The following is a 23,825-nucleotide window of genomic DNA, read 5'->3' on the forward strand; positions in this document are numbered from 1 at the left end:
CCCGGACATCATTGAGTTGGAGACCTTCGACGCCGGCCACACGCTCTGCTGGAACACCGACCCCGACCGGTGGCAGGACGCAGTGACCGCCTGGCTCCAGGCGCGTGTCCCACGCTGATCGGCTGAACGGAGCGACCAACCTCGGCACCCATCTCGTTCGGCCACGCCCGGAGAAACCCCACTCAAGCCGTACCTCCGCCGGTATCATCGTGAGTGTTGGCCTGCCTGGGCCATAGAGCGAGGGAGGACCAACGTGGCTGAGCCGTGGCTGTCCGCAGACGACATCGCCGCCCACCTCGGGGTCACCAAAGACACCGTCTACACCTGGATCGCCGAGAAGGCCATGCCCGCCCACAAGGTCGGACGCCTCTGGAAGTTCCAAGCCAGCGAGATCGACGACTGGGTGCGACGAGGTGGTGCTGCCGCCGACTCCGAACCCTCTCCGCCGGGGTGAGCGCTTCGCTCGCTTCGAGTCGCCGCTGACACTTTGTCGGTGGCACCACATATCCTGATCCACTGCCCAAAATCGGAAGGAGGCACCAGATGAGCATCGCGTCTCAGGGACATGACCGATACGCCCTGTCCTTCACCAGCGGTGCCCTCCTGACTCGGGAGGCGGTGATCGCCGCGCCGCTCTTCCAGGAAGTTCGTGACTGGGGTCTGGTTCGAGACCAGCTCCGTTCAGAGAACTTGCTCCAGGCGCGAACCGCCTCGTCCGGATTCCGGTTGGCGCGCGAGGTCGCGCAGCGATTGGCGGTGCTCACGGACCCAGAGCTGGAGTTGCTGCGAGACGCCAGCCCCAGTGAACGCGGTCACCTGATGTGGGTCGCCGCGTGCCGGCGCTACGCGCTCATCGGCGACTTCGCGGAAGAGGTAGTACGCGAGCGCTTCCTCCTGCTCACTCCCACCCTGGGATACGACGACTTCGACAGCTTCGTTCGCGGGAAGGCGCTGTGGCACCCCGAGCTCGCAGAGGTGAAGGACTCGACGTTGCAGAAGCTCCGGTCGACCGTGTTCCGCATGCTGACGGAGTCTGGACTGCTTGCGGGCGGCGAGATCGTCAACGCGGCGCTGTCAGAGCGTGTCCGGGACGCACTCGACGCTCAGGTACCAAGTGACCTCCGCTACCTCCCGACCCGTGACAGCAAGGAGGTCTCGTTGTGACGCCCAATGAACTTTCTCGCCAGGAAGAGCATCTGTTCGCGGTGCTCAGTGGCGAGCGCTTCCTGAAGATGGAGGGCTTGTCGAACGAGGTCCCGTTCTTCATCTACCCCTACGAACCGGAGCACGCGCTCGATGTGGCGAAGGCGAAGAAGCGGGTCAAGAACCGCCTGGCCAGCAAGGGCATCGAGGTACGCGAGATCAACCTCTATGACTTGTCGGTGGACGTACTCAAGGAGCGCGGCGACTGGTATGAGGTGCTTGAGGTCGAACCCGAGCTCGACAAGGCTGAGTTCACCGAGATGTTGCAGTCCATGCTCAACCCGCAGCAGCACCTGGCTCCCGCAATCCGCGAGCGGCTGGCTGACGGCGAGTTCGACATCGTGTTCCTGACCGGGATCGGCGAGGTCTTCCCCTACATCCGGTCCCACAACGTGCTCAACAACTTGCAGAGCGTTGTGGTGGGCCGGCCAATGCTCATGTTCTTCCCCGGCCGCTACGAGCAGTCCGACACTCTCGGCTCATCGCTAGTGCTGTTCGGCAGGTTGAAGGACGACCAGTACTACCGCGCCAAGAACATTCTGGAACAGGAACCGTGACCGTTATGCAGCTCACCGAGATTTTCGCTAAGGACGTCCAGCGGCCCATCGAGGGCGTCATCAAGGCCGACGACGTTGCGCACCTTGGCACCGAGGTCGACGAGTACGTCCTGACCAACGAGGCCGCCAAGGGGCTGGAGTTGCTACTGGAGGCGTACACGAACTACACCAACGCGAACGGCGTGTGGATTTCAGGCTTCTTCGGCTCCGGCAAGTCGCACCTCTTGAAGATGCTCGCGCACCTTCTCGGCGATGTGGAGGGCGACGGCTTCCCTCGCGAGCGTGTCTCGGAGAGCTTCCGCGCCAAGGCGACGGATGCGTTCTTGCCACCGCTGCTCGACAAGGCAGACCGAATCCCGGCCAAGAGCCTGCTGTTCAACATTGACCAGAAGGCCACCCTGATCAGCAAGGATCAGACCGACGCGCTGCTGCGCGTGTTCGTGAAGGTCTTCGACGAGTCCCGTGGCTACTACGGCGACCAGGGTCACATCGCGCGGTTCGAGCGGCAGCTCGACGACGAGGGCCAGCTCGACTCCTTCAAAGAGGCATTCCTTGAGGTTTCGGGCCGGGACTGGGTGGAGCGCCGGCCGAGCTTCGGGCTTCCGACCGTGCGACGCCAGGTCAACGAGGCATACGCACAGATCACCGGGTTGGACGCGACGACCGCGCCCGACATCCTGAAGACCTATCAGGACACCTACTCGGTGTCGATCGAGGACTTCGCCGACGAGGTGCGCGCCTGGCTGAACAAGCAGCCTGCCGGCTACCGGCTCAACTTCTTTGTCGATGAGGTCGGGCAGTTCATCGGCTCCAACACCCATCTGATGCTGAACCTTCAGACGATCGCAGAGTCCCTCAACACGAAGTGCGGCGGACGGGCCTGGGTGTTCGTGACCTCGCAAGAGGACATGGACAAGGTGGTCGGCGACCGCACCAAGCAGCAGGGCAACGACTTCTCGAAGATTCAGGCCCGGTTCAAGACCCGCGTGAAACTCACCTCCGCCGACGTAGAGGAGGTCATCCGCAAGCGCCTGCTGGAGAAGAACGACAAGGGCACGCAGGTGCTCGAAGCGGTCTACGCGCAGGAGTCAGCGAACTTCAAGACCCTGTTCGACTTCGTTGATGGCGCCAAGACCTACCGAAACTTCACCGACGAAGCCCACTTCGTCGGCACCTACCCGTTCGTGAGCTATCAATTCCCGCTGTTCCAGGCCGCGATCGAGGGCATCTCCGACCACAACGTGTTCGAGGGCCGCAACAGCTCCGTCGGAGAACGTTCCATGCTCGGCGTCGTCCAGCAGGTCGCCAAGGACATCGGCGATGTCGAGATCGGGTCGCTGGCAACCTTTGACGCCATGTTCGCCGGCATCCGCGCGTCGTTGAAGTCCGCAGCACAGCGCTCGATCGACCGCGCCGAGCGTGACCTCCCCGACAGCGGCTCACCGGTCACCAAGCTCGCGGTGCGGCTACTCAAGGCGCTCTTCCTGGTGAAGTACGTGGAGAGTTTCCAAGCCACCCCGCGCAACCTGACCGTGCTCGTCTACGACCGGTTCGGGCTCGATCTGCCCGCGTTGTCCAAGCAGGTCCAGGCTGCGCTAACGCTGCTGGAGACGCAAACCTACGTGCAGCGCAACGGCAACGTCTACGAGTACCTGACCAACGAAGAGCAGGTGATCGAGGAAGAGATCAAGAACGTCGAGATCGACTCCTCCGAGGTGTCCACCCGGCTGAACAAGATTCTGTCCGGCGATGTCGTCAAGACCTCCAAGCTCCGATACGCCAAGAACGGGCAGGACTTCCCGTTCGGGTACAAGCTCGACGACCAGGCATTCGGCCAGCAACGCGAGCTCTCGCTGCACTTCATCACTCCCGAGTACCCGTATGGTCCGGAAGAGATTCGGATGCACTCGGCAGGCAAGGACGAGCTTCGTGTGATCCTCGCGCCTGATGACCGGGTGCTGGCCGACCTGCGGCTGCTGATCAAGACCGAAAAGTACACCAAACGCAAGCAGACCAGCTCGCTGTCACCTGTCGAGGAGCAGATTCTGCGAGCCAAGGCGACTCAGAACGCTCAGCGTGAGAAGGAACTTGTCGAACGCATCCGACGGGCCGTGGGACGAGCCGATCTCGTGATCAATGCCGCAGACCTCACAGTGGCGTCGCAGGATGCGGTCACGCGGATCACCGACGGATTCCAAGACCTCATTGCTCGGACCTACACCCAACTGACCCTCCTTGACGGGCGCACCTACTCCGAGCAGCAGGTTGCCGGGTTCGCGAACCCTGACCAGTCCGGAATGATCGACGACGTCTCGATCCATGCGCTCGCAGCGCCGGCAGACGAGATGCTGTCCTACCTGCTTCAGCGCGACCGGCTCGGCGAGCAGGTCACGGTCAAGAAGATCGTCGAGCACTTCCAGGCCAAGCCCTACGGCTGGGACCTGGCCTCCATCGAGTGCGTCACAGCCTGGCTCGTCGGCACCTCGAAGATCACCATCACAGTCGACTCGAACATCCTCAAGCGCAGCGAAGTCGCCGCCGCACTCCGCAACACGCAGAAGCACTCCCACGCCGTCGTCGCTCCGCAGAAGACCTTCGACCAGCGCAAGATTGCGGCACTGCGCGCCTTCTGCACGGACTTCTTCGACGAACCTGCCGTGCCGAAAGACCCGCTCGAACTTGCCCGGCACTCCAGCGAACGCCTCCGGGCAAAGTGCGAGGAACTCAAGGCGCGAGTCAGCGGCTCGAAGTATCCATTCGTGACTCAGCTCGAAGCGCCGATCACGCTGCTGGAGTCCGTCGTCGGCAGACCCGACGACTGGTACCTGACTGACTTCGCGATCGCCGACGATCTGCTCGACGCAAAAAGCGAGATCATCGACCCCATCCAGGCATTCCTCGGCGGTGCTCAGCGCAAGATTTACGACGAGGCAACCGAACTGCTCGCCAGCAACGCCAGCAACCTGAACTACCTGCCCTCCGGCAGCAGCCAGGAAGTGGCGCAGCTCCTCGCAGACCCGCAGGCATTCCGCGGCAACCGGATGACCAAGCTCAAGGCCGCCGCAGTCCAACTCCAATCCCGCATCGACGAGGCTCTCGTGGCAAACCGCGACGGTGCACTCCTGGAGATCGACTCCCGATGGGCGCCGCTCCAGACCAGCACGATCTATCTCGAAGCAACCGACGAAGCACAGAACGGCGTGACACAGAAGGTCGGCGCGGTCCTCGACCGGATCGGCCGCGAAGACCAGATCGCAGTCGTCCGCGAGATCGCGAACACCTTCGAGGAACGCACCTACCCGGCCATCCTCGACCAGCTCGCAGCCTCCCCCCGCAGCACCGACAGCACCGACGCGGAGGGCGGCGGTGAGCCCACCCCTGCACCGGCCAAGAAGCGGACTGTCTCGGTCAAGAGCATCAACGCTCAAGGAGTCCACGGCGTCCTGGAAACCGAGGAGGACGTCGATCGCTACCTCGACGCGCTGCGCACGGCCCTGATCCGGGCCCTGAACGACGACAAGCGCATCGCGCTGTAGGAGACAACACACATGGAAACCGCACCGCTGAAGAGCTTCGCCACCTGGGCCAGACGCGAGCTCATCACCCAGGTCAGCGCCCGCCTGACCGCCGTGCTCGCACCAGCATCACCAGAGCGAGTCGAGAACCAGCGCACCGTGGCCATGCTCGAACGCGACATCGCGACCGCTGGCGGCGGAGCCAAGGGCAAGGACGCTGTCGCCGACAAGGTCGCCTACACCTGGTTCAACCGCATCATCGCGCTGCGCTTCATGGACGCCAACGGCTACACCGGCAGCGGGGTCGTCTCGCCAGCCCCCGGCCAGCAGACCGGGCAACCAGAGATACTCGCAGATGCCAAGCGTGGCAGCATCGACCCAGCCGTCGTCAGCAACAAGCGCACCCTCGATGCCATCACTGGACTCCTCGACGGAACCCGCCCCAGCGCAGACGCCCAGGGTGAGGCCTACACCCTGCTACTCGCCGAGTACTGCCGCTACTGGAACCGCTCAATGCCGTTCATGTTCGAGCGCGAGGGCGACTACACCGAACTCCTCATCCCCGCGAACCTTCTCGCCGCAGACTCCATCCTCAGCAAGGCCGCATCGACGCTCACGGCAGAGGTCTGCCGCGACGTTGAGGTCATCGGCTGGCTCTACCAGTTCTACATCGCCGAGCGGAAAGACGAAGTCTTCGCCGGATTTAAGAAAGGCAAGAAGGCAGGTGCCGATGAGATTCCCGCCGCGACCCAACTCTTCACCCCACACTGGATCGTCCGATACCTCGTCGAGAACTCGCTTGGTCGCCTCTGGATGCTCAACCACCCCTCCTCTCGGCTCATCGAGCAGATGGACTACTACATCGCCCCTGCCGACGAAGAAGCAGACTTCCTCACGATCAGCAGCCCCGAGGAACTGAAGATCATCGACCCTGCCTGCGGCTCCGGCCACATGCTCACCTACGCCTTCGACCTGCTCTACGCGATCTACGAAGAAGAAGGCTACGCACCCTCCGAGATTCCCGAGCGGATCCTCGCCCACAACCTCTACGGCACCGAGATCGACCCGCGTGCGGGGGCGCTGGCGGCCTTCGCGCTCACCATGAAGGCGCGAGCGCGGCAGCGTACGTTCCTCAACAAGCGACAGACAGCGAACATCTGCGTGATCGGGACGATCGCATTCAACCCCAGCGAACTCGACTTCCTTCTCACTCACGATGGCGATCAATACTCGGAAGAGGCCTTCTGGAATCAGTTCAAGCGAGCGGAGGTTTTCGGCTCACTTATCCGACCCAAAGTCGAGCAAACCGCAGAACTGTCACGCCATCTTGAGGAACTTGGCGACGGCGGAGACATATTGGAAGCGGACCTTCTTGGTCGAGCGGCACAAGTTGTCAGGCAAGCCGAACTGCTCGCCGGCAAATACTCTGTCGTCGTCGCCAATCCTCCATACATGGGCACGAAGAACATGTCTGCCGAGTTGTCGGACTATGCAAAGGCCCACTATCCAGACACCAAGACTGACTTGTTCGCAATGTTCATCGAACGATGTCAAGAGCTCACTGAAGCCGATGGTGGACATGCGGCGCTGATTACGATGCAGTCGTGGATGTTCCTTTCTTCATTTGAGAGATTGAGGGAGCGTCTCCTGCGCGTCTCGCCGCCGACCTCGATGGCACATCTCGGAGAGCGGGCCTTTGACTCGATTGGGGGCGCCGTCGTATCCACGACTGCCTTTGTTCTGGAAGTTGGGCGGCCGCTTAATGCCGAAGGCACGTACCTCCGTTTGATCGACGGACGCAATGAGGCGGAGAAGTCTCAGATGATGCTCACCGCGGCGCGCGGTGGCGCGAATAGGTACTTGAGCACGTCTCGAGTCTTCACGGAGATACCGGGCGAACCGATCGTCTATTGGCTCTCTAAGGCAATGCGAGAGTCGTTCTCAAAGGGTCGCCCTCTACGGGACATTGCTGAGCCCCGGAAAGGGATGGACACGGGCAACAACGCACGGTTCCTACGCGCCTGGTGGGAGGTTTCGCACAAATCGACATCGCTAACCGAGTTCCGTGCCGGCGCCTGGGTTCCCTACAACAAAGGCGGCGGGTTCCGCAAGTGGTACGGGTACCGCGAGTTTCTTGTGGATTGGCGTGACGGCGGATCGCAGATGCGAACTAGAAGTGGCTCCCGCTACTTTGGTCGTGAGGGCTGGACGTGGGGTACGGTGACGTCCGGCGGCCTTTCCATGAGGTTCACACCAGCTGGGGCTGCTTTTGACAACGGCGGCTGCACGCTCTTCTCCAGCAATGACCTCGACGTTCCAGCTCTGATCTTGAACTCAACGACCGCAGACGCGATCTTGGCAGCGATCTCTCCAACACTGAATTTCCAGCCAATCAACATTGGCGCAGTGCCAGTGGTGACCTCGGAGGAGCTCGTTTTCGAGGCACCGTCGTTGGTGGCATCTCTTACTGCCGCGGCCCGCGCAGACTGGGACTCCTTCGAGACATCATGGGACTTTCGGTCGCCCGCCTGGCTTGGCGACGGCAGGCGCTCTGAGGCTCGGATGTCGGACGAGATTGCGACATTGTCGGCACGATGGGCGCGCATGTCGATAGAACAGCAGGACAAGGAGGCTGCCGTTGACCGCCTTGTCGCGGAGACGTACGGGCTCCTCGGAGAAGTTCCGATTGGCACTTCTCTGGATCGCGTTTCACTCACCCGAAACGTTGCATTCAGGTATGGGTCAGGAAAGAGTGAGGAGGAGTACGCTGCGCTTGAGCGGGCCGATCTAGTGCGGGAGTTTGTTTCCTTCGCGGTGGGTTGCATGTTTGGTCGGTACAGCCTTGACGCGCCCGGTCTGGTCCTTGCGGACCAAGGCGCGACTCTGCAGGACTTCTACGCAGAGGTTCCAGCTCCGGCCTTTGCCCCGGACGGAGACAACGTCCTCCCGATCGTTGATGGTGACTGGTTTGAGGACGACATCGTGGCGCGGTTCCGGCAGTTCCTCCGGGTTGCCTTCGGGGAACGGCACTTCGAGGAGAACCTTCGGCTCGTTGAGGAGTCGCTCGGCGTCAAGTCGCTACGGGAGTACTTCATCACCGGGTCGGGCCGGTCGAAGTTCTACGACGACCACGTCCAGCGGTACAAGAAGCGCCCGATCTACTGGCTGTTCTCCAGTCCGAGAGGGTCGTTCAACGCGCTGATCTACATGCACCGCTACACGCCGTCCACGGTCTCCACGGTGCTGAACGAGTACCTACGCGAGTTCGAGTCGAAGTTGGAGGCGAATCTCCAACATCAGGAGTGCCTCGCCGCCGGAGACGGTACGCCTCGCGAGAAGGCAGCGGCACTGAAGGAAGCCGAGCGGCTGCGCAAGGTGCTGGTGGAACTCGGCGAGTACGAGCATGACGTGCTCTACCCGCTGGCGTCTCAGCAGATCGCCATCGACCTCGATGATGGGGTGAAGGCCAACTATCCGAAGTTCTACCCCGCCCTCAAGAAGATCGCAGGGTTGGAGGCTACCGATGACTGAGACCGAGTTCGCCTCGGCGGGCGAGGAGATTGTCGTCTCGCCGGGACGAGTTTCTGTGGAGGCTGCCTATGTCTGGCGAGTTTGAGCTGGACGAGCACGGCCGAGTGCGCGCGCGTGAAGGGAAGACGCTGGAGTTCAAGCGTGACCTGTCATCACCGACGAAGCCGTTGCGCACGATTGTCGCGTTCGCCAACTCCGCCGGTGGCCGTCTGGTCATCGGTGTGGACGACGATGGCACTGTGGTCGGCGTGGCTGACCCACTCACGGAGGAAGAGCGCATCACGAGCTTGATCGCGGATCGCATCTCGCCGCAGCTGGTTCCTGCCATCGACCTCGTGACCGTTGGCGAAGCGACAATCCTCGTGGTGGACGTGCCGCTGAGTACCCGCCGTCCGCACTTCATGACCGATCACGGACCCGAGCACGGAGTCTATGTACGCCTGGGATCGACGACACGGCAAGCCGACCCTGCCCTGGTGGCAGAACTTGAACGCAACGCGCGCGGCGTGGCGTTCGAAGACCTGCCTGAGACACGAGCCTCGCTGGATGATCTCGATCTGAAGGCGCTGTCGGAGCTGCGCGGGCGCAGTACCGATGTCGATGATCTCGTCGCGCTGGGGCTCGCGGTCAAGCAGGGAGGCGAGATCGTCCCGACGTATGCGGGCCTTCTCGCGGCGTGCCCCGATCCCACCCGCTTCCTGCCCTCCGCGTGGGTCCAGTGCGGCCGGTTGCGTGGTGCCAGCGGGACTGACATCTTCGATCAGACCGAGGTTCACGGCCCGATGCCGCTCGCCGTGGATCGGGTCATGGAGTTCCTCCTGAAGCACGCCTACAAGTCCGCCGTGTTCGGCGAGGTACGTCGGCGCGATGCCTACTCGATCCCCGTGGAGGCGATCCGCGAGGTCGTCGTCAACGCGCTCGTTCATGCCAGCTATGCCGAGCGCGGGACGCCCATCCGGGTGGGGTTCTACGATGACCGCATCCAGGTCGACAGCCCTGGCTTGCTCCTGCCGGGGATGACGGTGGAGTCGATGCGACGTGCTTCGCGGCTGCGGAACCCTTCGCTCGCGCGCATTTTCCGTGAGGCGGGGATCATGGAGCAGTGGGGCACCGGCGTCCAGCGCGTCTATGACCAGATCGCTGCGGCGGGTCTTCCCGAGCCGGACGTCGAAGAGGTCATGGATCGGCTCCGGTTCACGATCTACGTGCCGCCCCATACGCCGGACGCGGGCCTTGGTGCCGGCGCGAAGCACCAAGATCAGGCACTAAGGCACCAAGATGAGGCACCAAGTCGGCCGGCAGCCAGCCTTTCGGCGACCGAGGTTGTAGTTCTTCGCCATGTCCGAGTCGATCCGGCGAGCCGTGCGGACCTCATGGCTGCGCTGGGGATCACCAACCAGACTCGCGCGTTCCGTCGACACATCGAGCCACTCCTCGACTCAGGGCTGCTAGAACGCACCCTGCCTGACAAGCCGACGAGTCGAGACCAGCGCTATCGGATCACGGAGCTCGGTCTCGTCGCGCTGGCTGGGCAGGAGGACGCCGAATGAGTTCGCTCAGTGCCGTCCTGCCTCACCTGGAGCAGGGGTTCGATTCACAGCGACTGGTCTTCTGGCACGACGCCGACGGTGAATACGCCGCCGAGCTTGACGCGCTTGATCTCAGCGGTGTGACCACTGTCCGCGTGGAGAACAACGAGTATGCCGTGAAGAACCGCGTGCTCCACGACGAGCCGGTGAGCAAGTTTCTCCTTTACCGAGGCGCGCCGGTACCTCCGGGTACTGGCAACTGGCTGCTCGATCTTGAGCTGGCCTACGGGGTCTTCACCGCTGACCGGACCGCGCTTGTGAGCCAAGACCTTGGCCTCAGCGGTAGCGGGATCGACCAGGTGGTGCGGGACCACGAGAAGTTCTTCCGCGCCGCCAAGCGAGTCCAGAGCCTCAAGGTTCTCCTCGCGACCGACGATGACGCCGACAGGTTGCAAGCGAAGATGTCGGCGGTGGTGCTCGGCCAGCGTGAGCACAGCATGCTGGAGCTCATGCGCGCGTTGCTGATCGAGAACGCGCGCGGGGCTCACGCCAAGTACGACGCGCTGGCCGAGCAGAGCCTCGACGGTTTCCACTGGGCCGGTGTTGCCAAGATTTACGGCTACGAAGCAAGTGAGCCCAGCGTCGACGACTTCGTGCTGTGGATGTTCCGCCAGGCAATCAACGGGTTCGCGTCGGACACGCCCGGAGCCCTGCGCAATATCCAGCTCGACTTCGCGAGCCTGCGCAACGACCGACGCAGCGCCAATGCTCTCGCTGTACTGGCTCGGCGCGCAGCCGAAAGCCTCGACTACGCCAACACCATCGAGGATGCCGCCCTAGCCGAGCTTGTAGGCAACGATCTCTTCGAGGACGTGGAGCGCAAGATCATCAGCGTGCTGACGCAGGCAATCGTCGAGCGGACGATGGGCGCACGCGAGGTGTCCGAGATCATCCGTTCCCGACAGAGCAGCATCTGGGTTGATGGCTACCGGGAACTCTACGCGGCGCTCGCCGCTGCCTCCGACCTGCTGAGCGAACTCGCGACTGCAAGATTCGAGATCGCGTCGTTCGATGACGGACTCGACCGTTACCGCAAGCACTGGTTCCGCATCGACCAGCTGTACCGGCAGTTCCACTTTGCCGCCCGTACAACCGAGTACGCAGGCCCCCTCGAAGCCCTCCGGGTCGAGGTGGAGAAGCACTACGCGAACCGATACCTCTACGAGCTCGGCAACGCCTGGCAGCAGCAGGTCGATGCCGTCACTGACTGGCGAACTGTTGCACTGCGCTCGCAGACACGGTTCTTCACCGATCACGTCGAGCCCATCATCAGGAAGGGCAACCGGAAGGCCGTCGTCATCATCTCCGATGCTCTGCGCTACGAGGTCGCCGACGAACTGGGCTCACGTATCCGCCAGGAAGACCGCTTCGACGCGGAACTCGACGCGATGCTGGGCGTGTTGCCGAGCTATACCCAACTCGGCATGGCCGCCCTGCTTCCACACAAGACGCTGGCTCACTCGCACGATGGCGACCCGGTGCTCGTCGACGGCCAGCGTTCCGACGGGACGGCGAACCGCAACAAGGTGCTGGCTCCGGTGGACGGATTCGCGATCCAGGCCGAGGACGTCCTCGCGATGCCACGCAGCGAGCTGCGCGAACTCTACGGAGCACACCAAGTGCTGTACCTGTACCACGACCGCATCGACGCCGCAGGCGACAAGGCCCGCACCGAACGTCAGGTGTTCGAGGCCGCCAACGACGCACTGCGCGAACTGGTCGACCTCATCAAGCGACTGACGAATGCGAACGCCACGAACATCCTGGTGACTGCTGACCACGGCTTCCTCTACCAGGACACCGCGCTGGCCGACGCCTCCTACCTCTCGACCAAGCCGCAAGGCGACGGGCTGGTCGTGACAAACCGCCGATACGTCCTCGTCCGAGGACTCAAGGACGATCCCGCGTTCCGGAAGTTCGAGCCTGAACAGCTCGGGCTCAGCAGCGACCTTGAGGTGCAGATTCCCAAGTCGATCCATCGACTCAAGCTGCCGGGCGCGGGCTCCCGATTCGTCCACGGCGGCGCCGCGCTCCAGGAAGTCGTCGTTCCGGTACTCACCGTCAACAAGAAGCGCAAGAGTGACACTCGGCCCGTCAACGTCGAAGTACTGCCCGAGACGGACAAGATCACCACCGGCCAGCTCGTCGTGAAGCTCTTCCAGTCCGAGCCGGTCGGCGAGAAGGTCCAGGCTCGCACGCTACGGGCTGGCCTGTACGTCGGCGAGACCCTGATCTCGAATCAGCCCGAACTGCTCTTCGACCAGCCCTCCGACGACAAGCGCGACCGCTACCAGAGTGCACGGATGCTCCTCAGCCAGGACGCCAACGAGTTCAACAACCGCACGGTCGAGTTCCGGCTCGAAGAGCAGATACCCAACACCACCCAGTGGCGCGTCTACCAGCGGGCTCAGTACCTGCTCAAGCGCTCGTTCACATCGGACTTCGATTTCTAGAGGAAGCAGCAGCCATGACGGACACCGAGAGCCACTCCGGCGAGGAACGCAACGCCGAGCCGGGCACCCCTGAGCAGGTTGATCTTGACTACAAGATCAACCTGCTGTTCGGCGGCTCCGTCGTCCGCAAAGACCTCGTGAAGGCCGTCAAGGGCAACGCGATCGTCCCCTCCTACGTGCTGGAGTACCTGCTCGGCCAGTACGCCGCCTCCGACGACGAAGCAACGATCCAGGCCGGTATCGACGCGGTGCGCAAGATTCTCGCCGACCACTACGTGCACCGCAACGAGTCAGAACTGGTGAAGTCCACCATCCGCGAGAAGGGCCGCCACCGGATCATCGACAAGGTCACCGTGACGCTGAACGACAAGCAGGACGTGTACCAGGCCTCGTTCGCCAATCTGGGGCTCAATGGCGTGATCGTCGAACCTGCGACAGTGAAGGCGAACCCAAAGCTGTTGGTTGGCGGCGTGTGGTGCATCTGTGACATCGAGTACTTCCACAGCGACGACGCCCGCGTCGTGCCCTGGATTCTGGGGAGCCTGAAGCCCATCCAGATGTCGAGCTTCGACTACGAGGGGTACCTCGCGTCGCGGAAGGGGTTCAACACTGAGGAGTGGATCGACCTGCTGATCCAGTCCATCGGGTTCAACCCGGAGATGTTCGGGCGGCGGGCCAAGCTGCTGCAGCTCGTCCGTCTCATCCCGTTCGTCGAGCGGAACTACAACCTGGTCGAGCTGGGACCGAAGGGCACCGGCAAGTCACACATCTACTCCGAGTTCTCGCCCCACGGCATGCTGATCTCCGGTGGCGAGGTCACCGTCCCGAAGCTCTTCGTGAACAATGCCAACGGCCGCATCGGATTGGTCGGCTACTGGGACGTGGTGGCGTTCGACGAGTTCGCGGGCAAGAAGAAGCGCACTGACAAGGCGCTGGTCGACATCATGAAGAACTACATGGCGAACAAGTCGTTCTCCCGTGGAGTCGAGACCCTCGGAGCTGAAGCGTCGATGGTGTTCGTGGGCAACACCTCCCACAACGTGCCCTACATGCTGAAGCACTCGGACCTGTTTGACGAGCTACCGGAGGCGTACCACGACTCCGCCTACCTCGACCGGCTCCACTTCTACATCCCCGGCTGGGAGGTAGACACGATCCGCAGCGAGATGTTCTCCTCCGGGTACGGCTTCGTCGTCGACTACATCGCCGAAGTGCTGCGATCCATGCGCAACACCGACTACTCCGACCGCTACCAGCAACACTTCACGCTCGGCTCCGACATCTCCACACGAGACCGCGACGGCATCCACAAGACCTTCTCCGGCCTGATGAAGCTCATCTACCCGGGCGGCGAGGCCACACAAGAGGAGATCGAGGAACTGCTGCGCTTCGCCGTCGAAGGACGCAAGCGCGTCAAGGACCAGATTCTTCGGATCGACACCACAATGGCCGCCGTCAACTTCGGGTACTCCGACAAGACCGGTGCCTGGCGCGGTGTCACCACGCTGGAGGAGGACGAGTACCCCGACTACTACCAGGCTCACCGCCATGAGACCGAGCATGAGACAGAGTCGTCGGCGGAGCCTGCGCCCGCGCATGAAGAGGACGCTGTTGCAGTTCCGTCCGTGACCGAGGTAGCCGCGCCACTGTTCGAAGGGCACCGCGAGTTCCAGGAGAACCAGCGTGGAGTCTCGTACGAGACGCTGCTCCTGCCCTACCTGCGCGGCGCCACGGACATCACCATCGTCGATCCCTACATCCGACTCCCGCACCAGGGACGCAACCTCGTCGATCTGTTGGCCCTGCTGGCAGCGGCTAAGGACCCCGCCGACGAGATCGCGGTGACATTGGTGACCAAGGAAGACCGAGGCGAGTACGCCCAGCAGCACCTCCTCATGCTCAAGGACATCCAGGACAGCACCGCCACCGTCGGCATCAAGTTCACCGTCACCTGGGATGAGACCATCCACGACCGGTCGATCCGCACCGACCACGGCTGGAAGCTCCTCCTCGGACGCGGCCTCGACATCTTCCAGAAGGGCTCCGGCAGCCAGTTCGACCTCGGCTCCCGCCGCCAGGAGTTCCGACAGGTCTTCGCGTTCGGCATCACCTACATCAACGAAGGCGAGGGCGACTCATGACAGACGTCAGCATCAATGGCGTCCCCCATACGCCTGTGGTGGGCAAGCCAGTTGACGACATCAGCGCAGAACGTCTTCGTACAATCGTTCAGGACTCCCACCTGAGCTTCCTGATCGGAGCCGGAACTCCTTCGTCGTTCTTCGGTCTGCTCGGCAATGTCGAGGACGCACTCACCGCGCTATCTGAGCTGGACGCGTCCGACGATACGAAGGCCATTGTCCGGGCCTCCATCTATGGGTACTTCTTCGGCTCGGTGCTCGCACCGAACCTGAAGGTTGTCAACCGCCATTCTGAAACGGAGGCCGTCTTGACGTCGTACGCAAAGTTCTTGCGCACGGTCAACCGCATCCTCCTGAAACGCCACAGCTCGATTCTCGCCAAACAGGCCAACATCTTCACCACCAACGTCGATTTGGTCTTTGAGGTTGCGCTGGAGCAGATGGGCATTGACTTCAGTGACGGGTTCAGCGGAAAGATACGGCCCCGATTCGACCTCGGCGACTTCAACACCATCCGTCTTCGCATGGCGAGCAGGTTCGAGCAACGTTCCGAGGTGCCGGTGTTCAACCTCGTGAAGCTCCACGGCTCGGCCGGGTGGCGCCAAGAATCACACCCGCCGGGACAGACCGAGATCATCTTCGACCATGGTTTGACCGTCATTGCTGAGGTCCAGAAAACACTGGCTGCGGCGCGTGATCAACTCATCCCGATCTCAGAGCCGCATGAGGTCAGCGCCTCCGCCCTCGCCGCGAAGGCGCCGACGGGAACTGCCTCAACCGCAGTACACGACTTCATGACCGCCTACAGCGCGCTCGGCATCGTCAATCCTGACAAGCAGAAGTTTGCCACCACAGTCCTCAACGAGACGTACTACGAACTGATCCGCCGATTCGCAAACGAAATGGAGAAGGAGAACAGCGTCCTGTTCGTGCACGGATTCTCGTTCCGAGACGAGCACCTTCGCGATGTCGTACTGCGGGCAGCGCGCGCAAACCCCACGCTTCAGGTGATCGTATTCTGCTACTCGCGGGCCGATCGTGCGGAGTACCAGAAGCTGATCCCAGAGGTCGACATCAAGAACAGCAACGTCATCTACATCACTCCAGCAGAGCCCGACGAAGGCGCCGATGAGACCAGGGCGACGCTCGACGTGGTCACACGGGACTACTTCGCTCCGATCGTCGCAGACAAGTTCCCTGCACCCGACCAGCGGATCGAGCTTGGCATCCACATCTCGGCCAGCGAGAGCACAGATGTTTGAGGGGGACGCGGTCGAGCAGGACGGCGTCTTTCGTGTAGGCCGCGTCGTCTCAGTCGAAGGGCGGCAAGTCCACGTCGCCGTCGACAAACTCAAGAACGGCTCACACTTGCTCTACCGAGGAGGCATCGTTCGCAACGTTGCCGTCGGCGGGTATCTCAAGATCGTCAAAGGGTTCTCAGAACTGATCGCCAAGGTTGATGGCGAGGTTGTCGAGCAGGATCGCAGCGCATCACCCACCTACAGGCGCGGAGTCGACCCGATGAGCCGTCGTCTTCAGGTCAGCCTGATTGGGTACATCGAGAACGGCCGCTTCGAGCGCGGAGTTCGCGAGATGCCGCTCCTCGACAACGAGTGCTTCATCCTCACCGAGGCGGAATTCGGTCTGCTTCACGCATTCGTAGGCGACTCGGACACCGCCCTTGAGGTTGGCGTCCTGGCAATGGAACCTACTCAGCAGGTCGCGCTCGGTGTCGATGCGATCTTCGCCAGTCATGTGGGGATTTTCGGCAACACCGGAAGCGGCAAGTCATACACCTTAGCCAGGCTCTATCACGAACTGTTTGAGCGGTACGGCCCGCTGGAAGGCTTCCGCCAGAGGGCGCAGTTCGTGTTGATCGACTTCAATGGCGAGTATCTGAATCGCAACCCGTCCGACGGCGACAACCGCTCCACGGCGGTGCTGACTGGCGACGGGAACAAGCGCGAGTACGCCCTCAGCACACGTCGTGACGGCGGCCCACGCCTGCCACTTCCATCGACTGCGGTCAGTGACCTGGCGTTTTGGACGGTCCTTCTCGATGCCACGGAAAAGACGCAGGCTCCGTTCCTCGCGCGCGTCCTCAACAGTGACTACTGGGATCGGCGACTGACGGACCCTGCTGATCTTCTAACCGTTCTTGGCGATATGGTCCTTCGCGCAACCAAGAGCAGCGACAAATCTATCGACCGACAGACTCTGCTCAACCTCCTCGCCGAGGTTCAGACATGCCTTGGCCCGTCAGCGCCCCAGGAACTGGCCGACCTGATAGACGAGTTCCAGACGAACCTCCACTACAACGCAACGATGACGAAGTTCTTCTGGGGCGAATGGAGTAACTACATTGACCCCGATCATTCAGCTTGGGAGTCGCTGACCAAGGACAAAGTCGTCGCGCTGCCGATCGATTTCTCTGCGATCGAACCCGGCATCGACCTGATTCGTTTCAAGATCGTGCTTCAGTACTACAACGACATCATCAGCGGCTTCTCCAATCGAGAGCACCTGTCGCCGCTGATCAAGCGCCTCGAAACGCGGGTGCCCGACATCAAGAAGCTGATCACCGCCGACGACGTGCAGACATACGACGAACCATTGATAGTCGTCTCACTGCGCGACGTGAACTTGTCCATGCGCAAGGTGATCCCGATGCTGCTTTGCAAGCACCTGTACGACCAGAAGAAGGAGAACGACCCCACCAACGCGCGTTACCTCAACCTGATCATCGATGAGGCCCACAACATCCTGTCGTTGGAGTCGTCACGGGAGAGCGAAGCCTGGCGTGACTACCGGCTAGAGACGTTCGAAGAAATCGTCAAGGAAGGCCGCAAGTTCGGCGTGTTCTTGACTCTCGCCAGCCAACGCCCTCACGACATCTCGCCCACGATCATTTCGCAACTTCACAACTACTTCCTACACCGACTCGTAAATAACCTGGACGTGCAGGCGATTGAGAAGGCCGTCGCCTACCTGGACCGCGTCTCGTTTGAGCAGTTGCCCATCTTGCCCCGAGGGGTCTGCGTCCTCGCTGGCGTCTCTGCTCAGGTTCCAGTGATCGTGAGGATCAGTCCGCTCGCGCCGGAGACAGAGCCAAACAGCCGGACCATGTCCGTAGCTACTGACTGGCTGAGGCCCTTGGACGAAGCAGCATCGTCGGGGACTGAACTCCTTCAAGCAATCGATGAAGCGGCTCAGGTTCCCGATGCGTCACCGCCCGCGTCCTCCTCCTGGAGCGCAGTTGAACCACCGTTCTGACGATGCGAGGTCCCAACACTCAGACTCATCGGTGAGACTCGCGTCGCGGGTGACGATCTCAAGAGCACAAGACGGAAGCGTGCGCCGTGGACAGGCATGACTGGTGTCCACAAGCGCGTGATCAGCTCTTCGGCCCCGAACCGGAGCGTCATGACCCGCTGCCCGCCCACTCAAAGGCAATCGCACTTTGCCGCTCGATCCTGCGCGAAGCCCACCACGAGAGCCTTCGCGCTCTGACAAGAAGCGAGGCCACCGCGCACCTCCTGGAAGTGATGGAAGGTGCCGCCATCACGGAGACCCCCACGGCCGGTCGACCAATGCGAGTGGTTCTCATGGGCCGCACGATGGCTGGCAAGAGCACACTACTTGCGGCGCTGACGGGCGGGTCGGCGGAGCGGATCGGTGTCGGCGCCCAGCGAACCTCCCGTGATGTTTTCGCAGCCCCCGCCCTCGATCTTCAGGACGTTGAGATCGTCGACACACCCGGTGTTGGAGCCAAGGATGGTGCCGAAGACGTCGCCCTCACGATGGCAGAGGTCCCCGGTGCTGACCTTGTGCTGTGGGTAGCCAGCAACGACTCCTTCCAGGAGGAAACAGCTCAAGCGTTGCGTGCCGTGGCGTTTCGAGGCAAGCCTGTCGTGGTCGCCCTGAACTGTCGCGCAAGTCTCTTCGACGAACTCGATCGTGAGGACTTCCTGGATGACCCCACGTCCGTGTTCGATCAGCACCAAGGGCATTTCAACACGATCCGTGCTCACCTCTCGGCCGCTGGCGTGCAGCCCGTAGCGGAAGTAATGCTGCATGCCGAGGCAGCGCGCCAAGCCCGCGTCGATGAACAGTTCGGCGCTGCTCTCAAGAGCGGGAGTAGGGTCCAACACCTTCTGGACACGCTTGAGAACGAGTCACGAGTTCACCGGACCGCTCGCCGAGTGCTTCGAACCACTGACGAGGTCCGTGTTCAAGCTCAGGCGCTGAGCGAGGTCCTGGCAGACAGTGAGCAACAGATACGGGAACTCGCGAGCGTTGGGCGAGGGCTCCGAACGGACCAGCAACGCCGCGCCGGACGGCTAGTGAACGCCTGCCGCCAGCGCATGGAAGACGATGCGGTCCGCATCGTTGGCCAGCGCCATGGATGGCACCAGACCATCACCGACTTCGGTCCGCAAGTGTCGGAGAAGTGGGAGGAAGAACAGAACTCCCTCATCACTGAGCTCGGCCAGACTCTGACCTCACATCTCGACGAACTCTCACGGGCCATCGCCGACGCGAACAGCGCTGCCCAGCAGGAGTGGTCAGCCGCAGCCCCTGCCGCTATCAAGATCGAAGGACTACGAGACTTCCGGGGCCTCTGGAAGCGGCGCGCTGTCGGTGCGGTAGTGGGCGCCGGCGGCGCGCTCGGCGCGGCCCTACTTGGCGCAAAGGTAGGAGCGCTCGCTGGTGGCGCATTCGGTGGGCCGATCGGCGCCGGTATTGGGGTGATCGTCGGCGGGCTTGGCACTGTCTTGGTCACCTCTCTTCGAAAGAAGGTTCAATCGCTCTTCAAAGGCAAGGGCAGAATCCTTGAAGAGAACCGGGAGTTGCTGCGAGTAGAGATCGGCAATGTCCTTGAAGAGCTGCAGCGACAGACTCACATCCAGATCGACACCATCATCAGGCAGGTCCGGGCCGACCTATCCTCAACGGCAGAGCAACGAGCTGTGGCAGAGATGGCTGTGCTTGATGTGGCCGATCTCCTGGCGGCTCAGCAACAGATCATCAGCGTCGCCACGGCAGAACTCGACCACGGCACGGCCGTGTGCCTCCTCCAGGTCGATGGACGGTCGCGCCTGGCTTCCGCTGTCGAGCGAGTCACGAGGCTTGCCGGAGTGTGCATCGCAGTCGAGGTTGCCGACCAATCCTTCGCGGAATCCTGGCTCTTCCCGCCGTCGTCACCTGAGGTCATGACCTTCGGGCGACCTCCGTCTCCCGAGGTACCTGGCGCGCGTGCAACTTCGTATGTACTCGGCTTGACCGAGCAAGTGCCCAAGGCGTTGAGCGCTCGCCCTGACCGCACCTCCGTCACGATCGAGGCGCTCGTGCCCGAACCCGTCCGCGCTGCATGGTCAGCAACACTCTCAGACCATCTGGGTACCCAGATCACAATCGCTCGCCCAACATTGCTAGGAGTTCCTCGGAATGAATGATCTGCTATTTCACGCTGCCCCGGCAGCCGTGCGCCGCCTCTCCCGACGCCTGACGGAGCTGCTCGACCAGCTTCCATCTGAAGAACGATCGAAGTTCCTCGGCCTCCTCGTCGTTGACGAACATGAACGTCCGCGGATGGTCCTCACCGGGCAGTACAGCAGCGGGAAATCGACTCTGATCAAGGCGCTGACCGACGAGGCGGCAGAGGTTGTCATCGACTCAGCCGTCGCGACCGACCAAGTCCAAGTGTTCGACTGGGACGGACTCGTCGACCTCGTTGATACGCCTGGTGTGCAAGCAGGCTTGTCTGATCACGACCGCTTGGCCGAGGAAGCGCTCCGCGCTGCCGACCTCGTTCTGTTTGCTGTCACAGTCGACCTCTTCGACGACGGATCGGTCGAGCACCTGCGCCACATCACCGAAGACCTGCGGAAGGCACCGCAACTCGTGGTGGTCATCACCAAGAGCCGCACGCTCCACGCGGCGGTCGGGATACGCGAAGTTGCGGTCCGAGCTGCTCTCGGCACGTTTGCAGATCAGGTGCCCTGGGTCGAGTGCGACGCCAAGACCTACCTCGACGGCCTCCACGAGACCGATCCGCTTCGCGCTACCCGCCGTATCGAGGCATCAGGCATGGCAGACGTAGCGGACACGATCAACCAAATCGCGCGGGAGCGAGGGGAACTGGCCCGCTTCCGCGTTCCTCTTCAGCAGATCGCGTTGGCCGCTGGTGAAGCGTTGGCCTCGCTAACCGATGACCCAGACGAGGAGGCCATCCTCACAGTCTTGGCCCGACAGCGCAGGGCGCTGACGAATCGCCGTGGGCTTGTCGACTCGGCTCTCGACCGCGAGGCATCAGAGTTCCGTTCTGCATGCATCCGAGCTGTCGAGACATTGGCGGACACCGCAGAGTCCATCGAGGAGTCCGAGAACCCGGACTGGTCAAAGCTCGAAGCCGCCTCCGACGTGCTGAACGCCCAGCTATCCGTTGCCAACCAGCGGTTCACCGATGGAGTGCACGCCGTCGTGAGTTCGCAGCTCGCGGACTTCACGTCCGAGGTGCGCGAGATTGAAGCGTCACCATATGCCCACCAGCTACGAGAGCTGGAAGTTCAAGGCGTCATTGAAGCTCAGGAAATCCCGGCGGACACAGGGCTCCTGCGAGATACAGGTCGCAAGCAGCGGCGGGTACCTGCCTGGGCGCCGAAGGCAGCAGAACACCTGAAGGGATTCCAGAAGAGCTGGGGCGCTGGCGATGGCATCAAGCAAGCCGCCGGCAGCAGCGGTCATCAGATCGTCTACAAGGTTGGCAAGCTCGCGGGGTGGAAGTTCGAACCCTGGCAGGCCGTCCGCTGGGCGAACAACATCGGAAAGTTCGCCAAAGCTGGAGCTCTTGTCCTGCCAGTCGCGCTGGAAGCGTACGCGGTTGTCAGCGACGAGCGCCAGGAAGTGCGAGTCATGAAAGAGAAGCTTCGTCGACGTAACGCCCTGGTGGGCAGGGTCCTGGCGCAGTGCGACGACATCTCACGGTCGGCGCTTGCGCAAGTGCGGATGGAACTCGACGCAGAGTTCGATGCCGCTGTTCGTGAGATCGATAGCGTGAATGAATCGGTGCGCGCCAACCAGGCTCTTCGTGGAGACCTGAATCGAGACATTGGCGCGATCCAGTCGGAAGCCATAGCGATGCTCGACCGACTTGGGGAGTCCGCAAGCGACGGGTAACTCGCCGAGCCTGGCTACGGGCCTCCGTCGATTCTGTCTACCTGCGCGAGGATCGACGAGAGAGCCGCGCAGGCTTGAAGAGGAAGGACGCCGTTGCCGAGCGCGGTGATCTGCTGGTTCTGGGTCAGGTCATCGGCGCCGGTGACCCACTCGGTGGGCAAGCCCATGAGCCACTCCACGAACGCGGGTGCTGGGCGGGGGCCGTCGGCGTCGTTCAAGAGGGCCGGTGCGGGCGCGGCTCGCCCAGTGATGTGTTCCCAGCGGGTGATGGTGTCGGCGTAGCGTCCCCAGCGCTGAACAGTCCGTCGATCAGGGACCACAGCGTTTCCGACTCGGCTCTCCTGCTCGGTGAGCCAGCCGGTCCGTGGAGTGCGAAGTCGATGATCTGGTGGGACAATGCGATCGTCCCTCGTCTCGCTCGCACTTGGTCGAGCGTTTCCCCGCCGCGCGATGAGTCCGTCGCCAGCGGGGTGCGGAACAGTGCGCCGGGCGAGGGCGAAGATGCGGAAGCGTTGGTGAGGAGCGCCGACAAGGGAAGCCGGTAGGCCGATCCATCGTGCATCCAGCCGCAGGTCGGCCAAATCGCCGAGAACGGCGCCGAGAGCCCGTAGAGGTCGAGCTGCCTTGTCTCCCAGATGCCACGGGTCGGGTTCCACGCCGCGAAGGGTTGCGCCGTCGGGGGTTGCATCGCTTGGGTTGCGTCGGTCATGGTCGTCTCCTTCTGCGGGTGGCCGTGTCGCGGGTGAGGACAGCAGCCCTCGGACGTTCTCGATGACGACCCATTCGGGCTGGAGTGCGTCGATGGCTGCGGCCATGTGTGCCCAGAGCCCCGAGCGCGTACCTGGTGCGAGGCCTGCGCGCTTGCCGACGGTGGACACGTCCTGGCATGGGAATCCGCCGATGAGGATGTCCACGGGCTCGACGTGACTCCAGTCGATGGCCGTGATGTCGCCGAGATTCGGTGCATCTGGCCAGTGGTGGGAGAAGACGCGGGCGACGGGTTGGTTGAGTTCGGAGAACCACACGGTCTTGGCGTTGAAGACGTGCTCGACCGCGAGGTCGAGGCCGCCGTAGCCGCTGAACAGCGATCCGATCCTGAGTCGAGGTTCGCTGCTGACGTCGAGGTCGTGCATGAAGTCGCTCCGGTGACGGTCGTCCCCGGCATCGCCTCATCAGGACGCTGATGCCGAGCTGGTCACCTGTCAGGTGCACGACTCCGTCACGCACCTGGTGCTCAACTGAGCCATCCGAGCGGCACCGCCTGACGCCGCATCTCCCGCATCTGCTCCGACTGCCATCCGAGGTCACACGCGTCTTGCAGGTCGGGGTTAAGCGCAATACCGTTCAGTTAACAGCGTTGGACGTGGATGGTTGTGGTGTCGCCGGGCTGGGGCCAGGTGGCGTGGGCGGCGCGTTTGACGTGCCATTTGGTGTACTTCCTCTTCACGACGTGCGGTGCTGCGCGTCGCCGCCGCTCTGGGTTGAGCCTGCGGAGCAGGCGGCGTAGGAAGTCGAGCCAGCCGGGGCTGTCGCGGCCGTGCTGGTCAGGGGGGAAAGGCACCCGGGTGGGCGAGGGTCTGGCGGGTGATCCGCAGTGCGGCGACGAAGCTTACCCGGTCCGGGTCGCGGCCGGCATGGGTTGCAGCCTCGGCCATCA

13 protein-coding genes and 1 pseudogene are annotated in these 23,825 nt (G+C 62.6%); 13 read left to right on the forward strand and 1 reads right to left on the reverse strand.

Annotated elements, in window-relative coordinates:
- The first annotated feature begins 253 nt into the window (after positions 1–253).
- From BUC15_RS15330 to BUC15_RS15385, 13 genes and pseudogenes are all read left to right on the forward strand, one after another.
- On the forward strand, positions 254–454 hold the full coding sequence (locus BUC15_RS15330; protein ID WP_047688041.1) for a helix-turn-helix domain-containing protein: 201 nt from the start codon (positions 254–256) through the stop codon (positions 452–454).
- Positions 455–543: 89 nt separating this feature from the next.
- The gene (locus BUC15_RS15335; protein WP_073189903.1) at positions 544–1,164 is read left to right on the forward strand and encodes a DUF1819 family protein; all 621 of its coding nucleotides are present in this window, start codon (positions 544–546) and stop codon (positions 1,162–1,164) included.
- The gene (locus BUC15_RS15340) at positions 1,161–1,760 is read left to right on the forward strand and encodes a DUF1788 domain-containing protein (protein ID WP_084189649.1); all 600 of its coding nucleotides are present in this window, start codon (positions 1,161–1,163) and stop codon (positions 1,758–1,760) included. Before BUC15_RS15335 ends, BUC15_RS15340 begins: the two co-directional genes overlap by 4 nt.
- Before the next feature lie 5 nt (positions 1,761–1,765).
- Positions 1,766–5,296 carry a BREX system P-loop protein BrxC gene (brxC, locus tag BUC15_RS15345; RefSeq protein WP_073189906.1) on the forward strand — a complete coding sequence of 1,177 codons (3,531 nt, stop codon included), beginning with the start codon at positions 1,766–1,768 and terminating at the stop codon, positions 5,294–5,296.
- A gap of 12 nt (positions 5,297–5,308) precedes the next feature.
- Positions 5,309–8,806 carry a BREX-1 system adenine-specific DNA-methyltransferase PglX gene (gene pglX, locus BUC15_RS15350; protein ID WP_073189908.1) on the forward strand — a complete coding sequence of 1,166 codons (3,498 nt, stop codon included), beginning with the start codon at positions 5,309–5,311 and terminating at the stop codon, positions 8,804–8,806.
- Between the two features lie 68 nt (positions 8,807–8,874).
- Complete coding sequence (locus tag BUC15_RS15355; protein WP_073189911.1) at positions 8,875–10,356, forward strand: AlbA family DNA-binding domain-containing protein; 1,482 nt, start codon at positions 8,875–8,877, stop codon at positions 10,354–10,356.
- On the forward strand, positions 10,353–12,848 hold the full coding sequence (gene pglZ, locus BUC15_RS15360; protein ID WP_073189913.1) for a BREX-1 system phosphatase PglZ type A: 2,496 nt from the start codon (positions 10,353–10,355) through the stop codon (positions 12,846–12,848). The genes BUC15_RS15355 and pglZ overlap by 4 nt, the downstream gene beginning before the upstream one ends.
- Positions 12,849–12,862: 14 nt before the next feature.
- Entirely contained in the window at positions 12,863–14,989 is a 2,127-nt protein-coding gene (gene brxL, locus BUC15_RS15365; protein ID WP_139280302.1) for a BREX system Lon protease-like protein BrxL, read from the forward strand.
- A complete protein-coding gene (locus BUC15_RS15370; protein ID WP_073189914.1) occupies positions 14,986–16,251 on the forward strand; it encodes an SIR2 family protein in 1,266 nt (421 codons plus the stop codon). The genes brxL and BUC15_RS15370 overlap by 4 nt, the downstream gene beginning before the upstream one ends.
- The gene (locus BUC15_RS15375) at positions 16,244–18,262 is read left to right on the forward strand and encodes an ATP-binding protein (protein ID WP_073189915.1); all 2,019 of its coding nucleotides are present in this window, start codon (positions 16,244–16,246) and stop codon (positions 18,260–18,262) included. The genes BUC15_RS15370 and BUC15_RS15375 overlap by 8 nt, the downstream gene beginning before the upstream one ends.
- Positions 18,263–18,606: 344 nt before the next feature.
- Positions 18,607–18,855 (forward strand): annotated as a pseudogene (locus BUC15_RS21295) (GTPase); the annotation flags it as partial.
- A gap of 498 nt (positions 18,856–19,353) precedes the next feature.
- On the forward strand, positions 19,354–20,445 hold the full coding sequence (locus tag BUC15_RS20840; RefSeq protein WP_245788011.1) for a hypothetical protein: 1,092 nt from the start codon (positions 19,354–19,356) through the stop codon (positions 20,443–20,445).
- Positions 20,438–22,168, forward strand: coding sequence for a GTPase domain-containing protein (locus BUC15_RS15385; RefSeq protein ID WP_084189651.1), 1,731 nt, complete (start codon positions 20,438–20,440; stop codon positions 22,166–22,168). Before BUC15_RS20840 ends, BUC15_RS15385 begins: the two co-directional genes overlap by 8 nt.
- Before the next feature lie 14 nt (positions 22,169–22,182).
- Here BUC15_RS15385 and BUC15_RS15390 read toward each other — a convergent pair whose 3' ends face one another.
- Positions 22,183–23,301: a DNA cytosine methyltransferase gene (locus tag BUC15_RS15390; RefSeq protein ID WP_073189918.1), complete on the reverse strand. Its 1,119-nt coding sequence runs from the start codon at positions 23,299–23,301 to the stop codon at positions 22,183–22,185.
- Positions 23,302–23,825 lie beyond the last annotated feature (524 nt).

The organism is Tessaracoccus bendigoensis DSM 12906, from assembly GCF_900141915.1.
Taxonomy (GTDB): domain Bacteria; phylum Actinomycetota; class Actinomycetes; order Propionibacteriales; family Propionibacteriaceae; genus Arachnia; species Arachnia bendigoensis.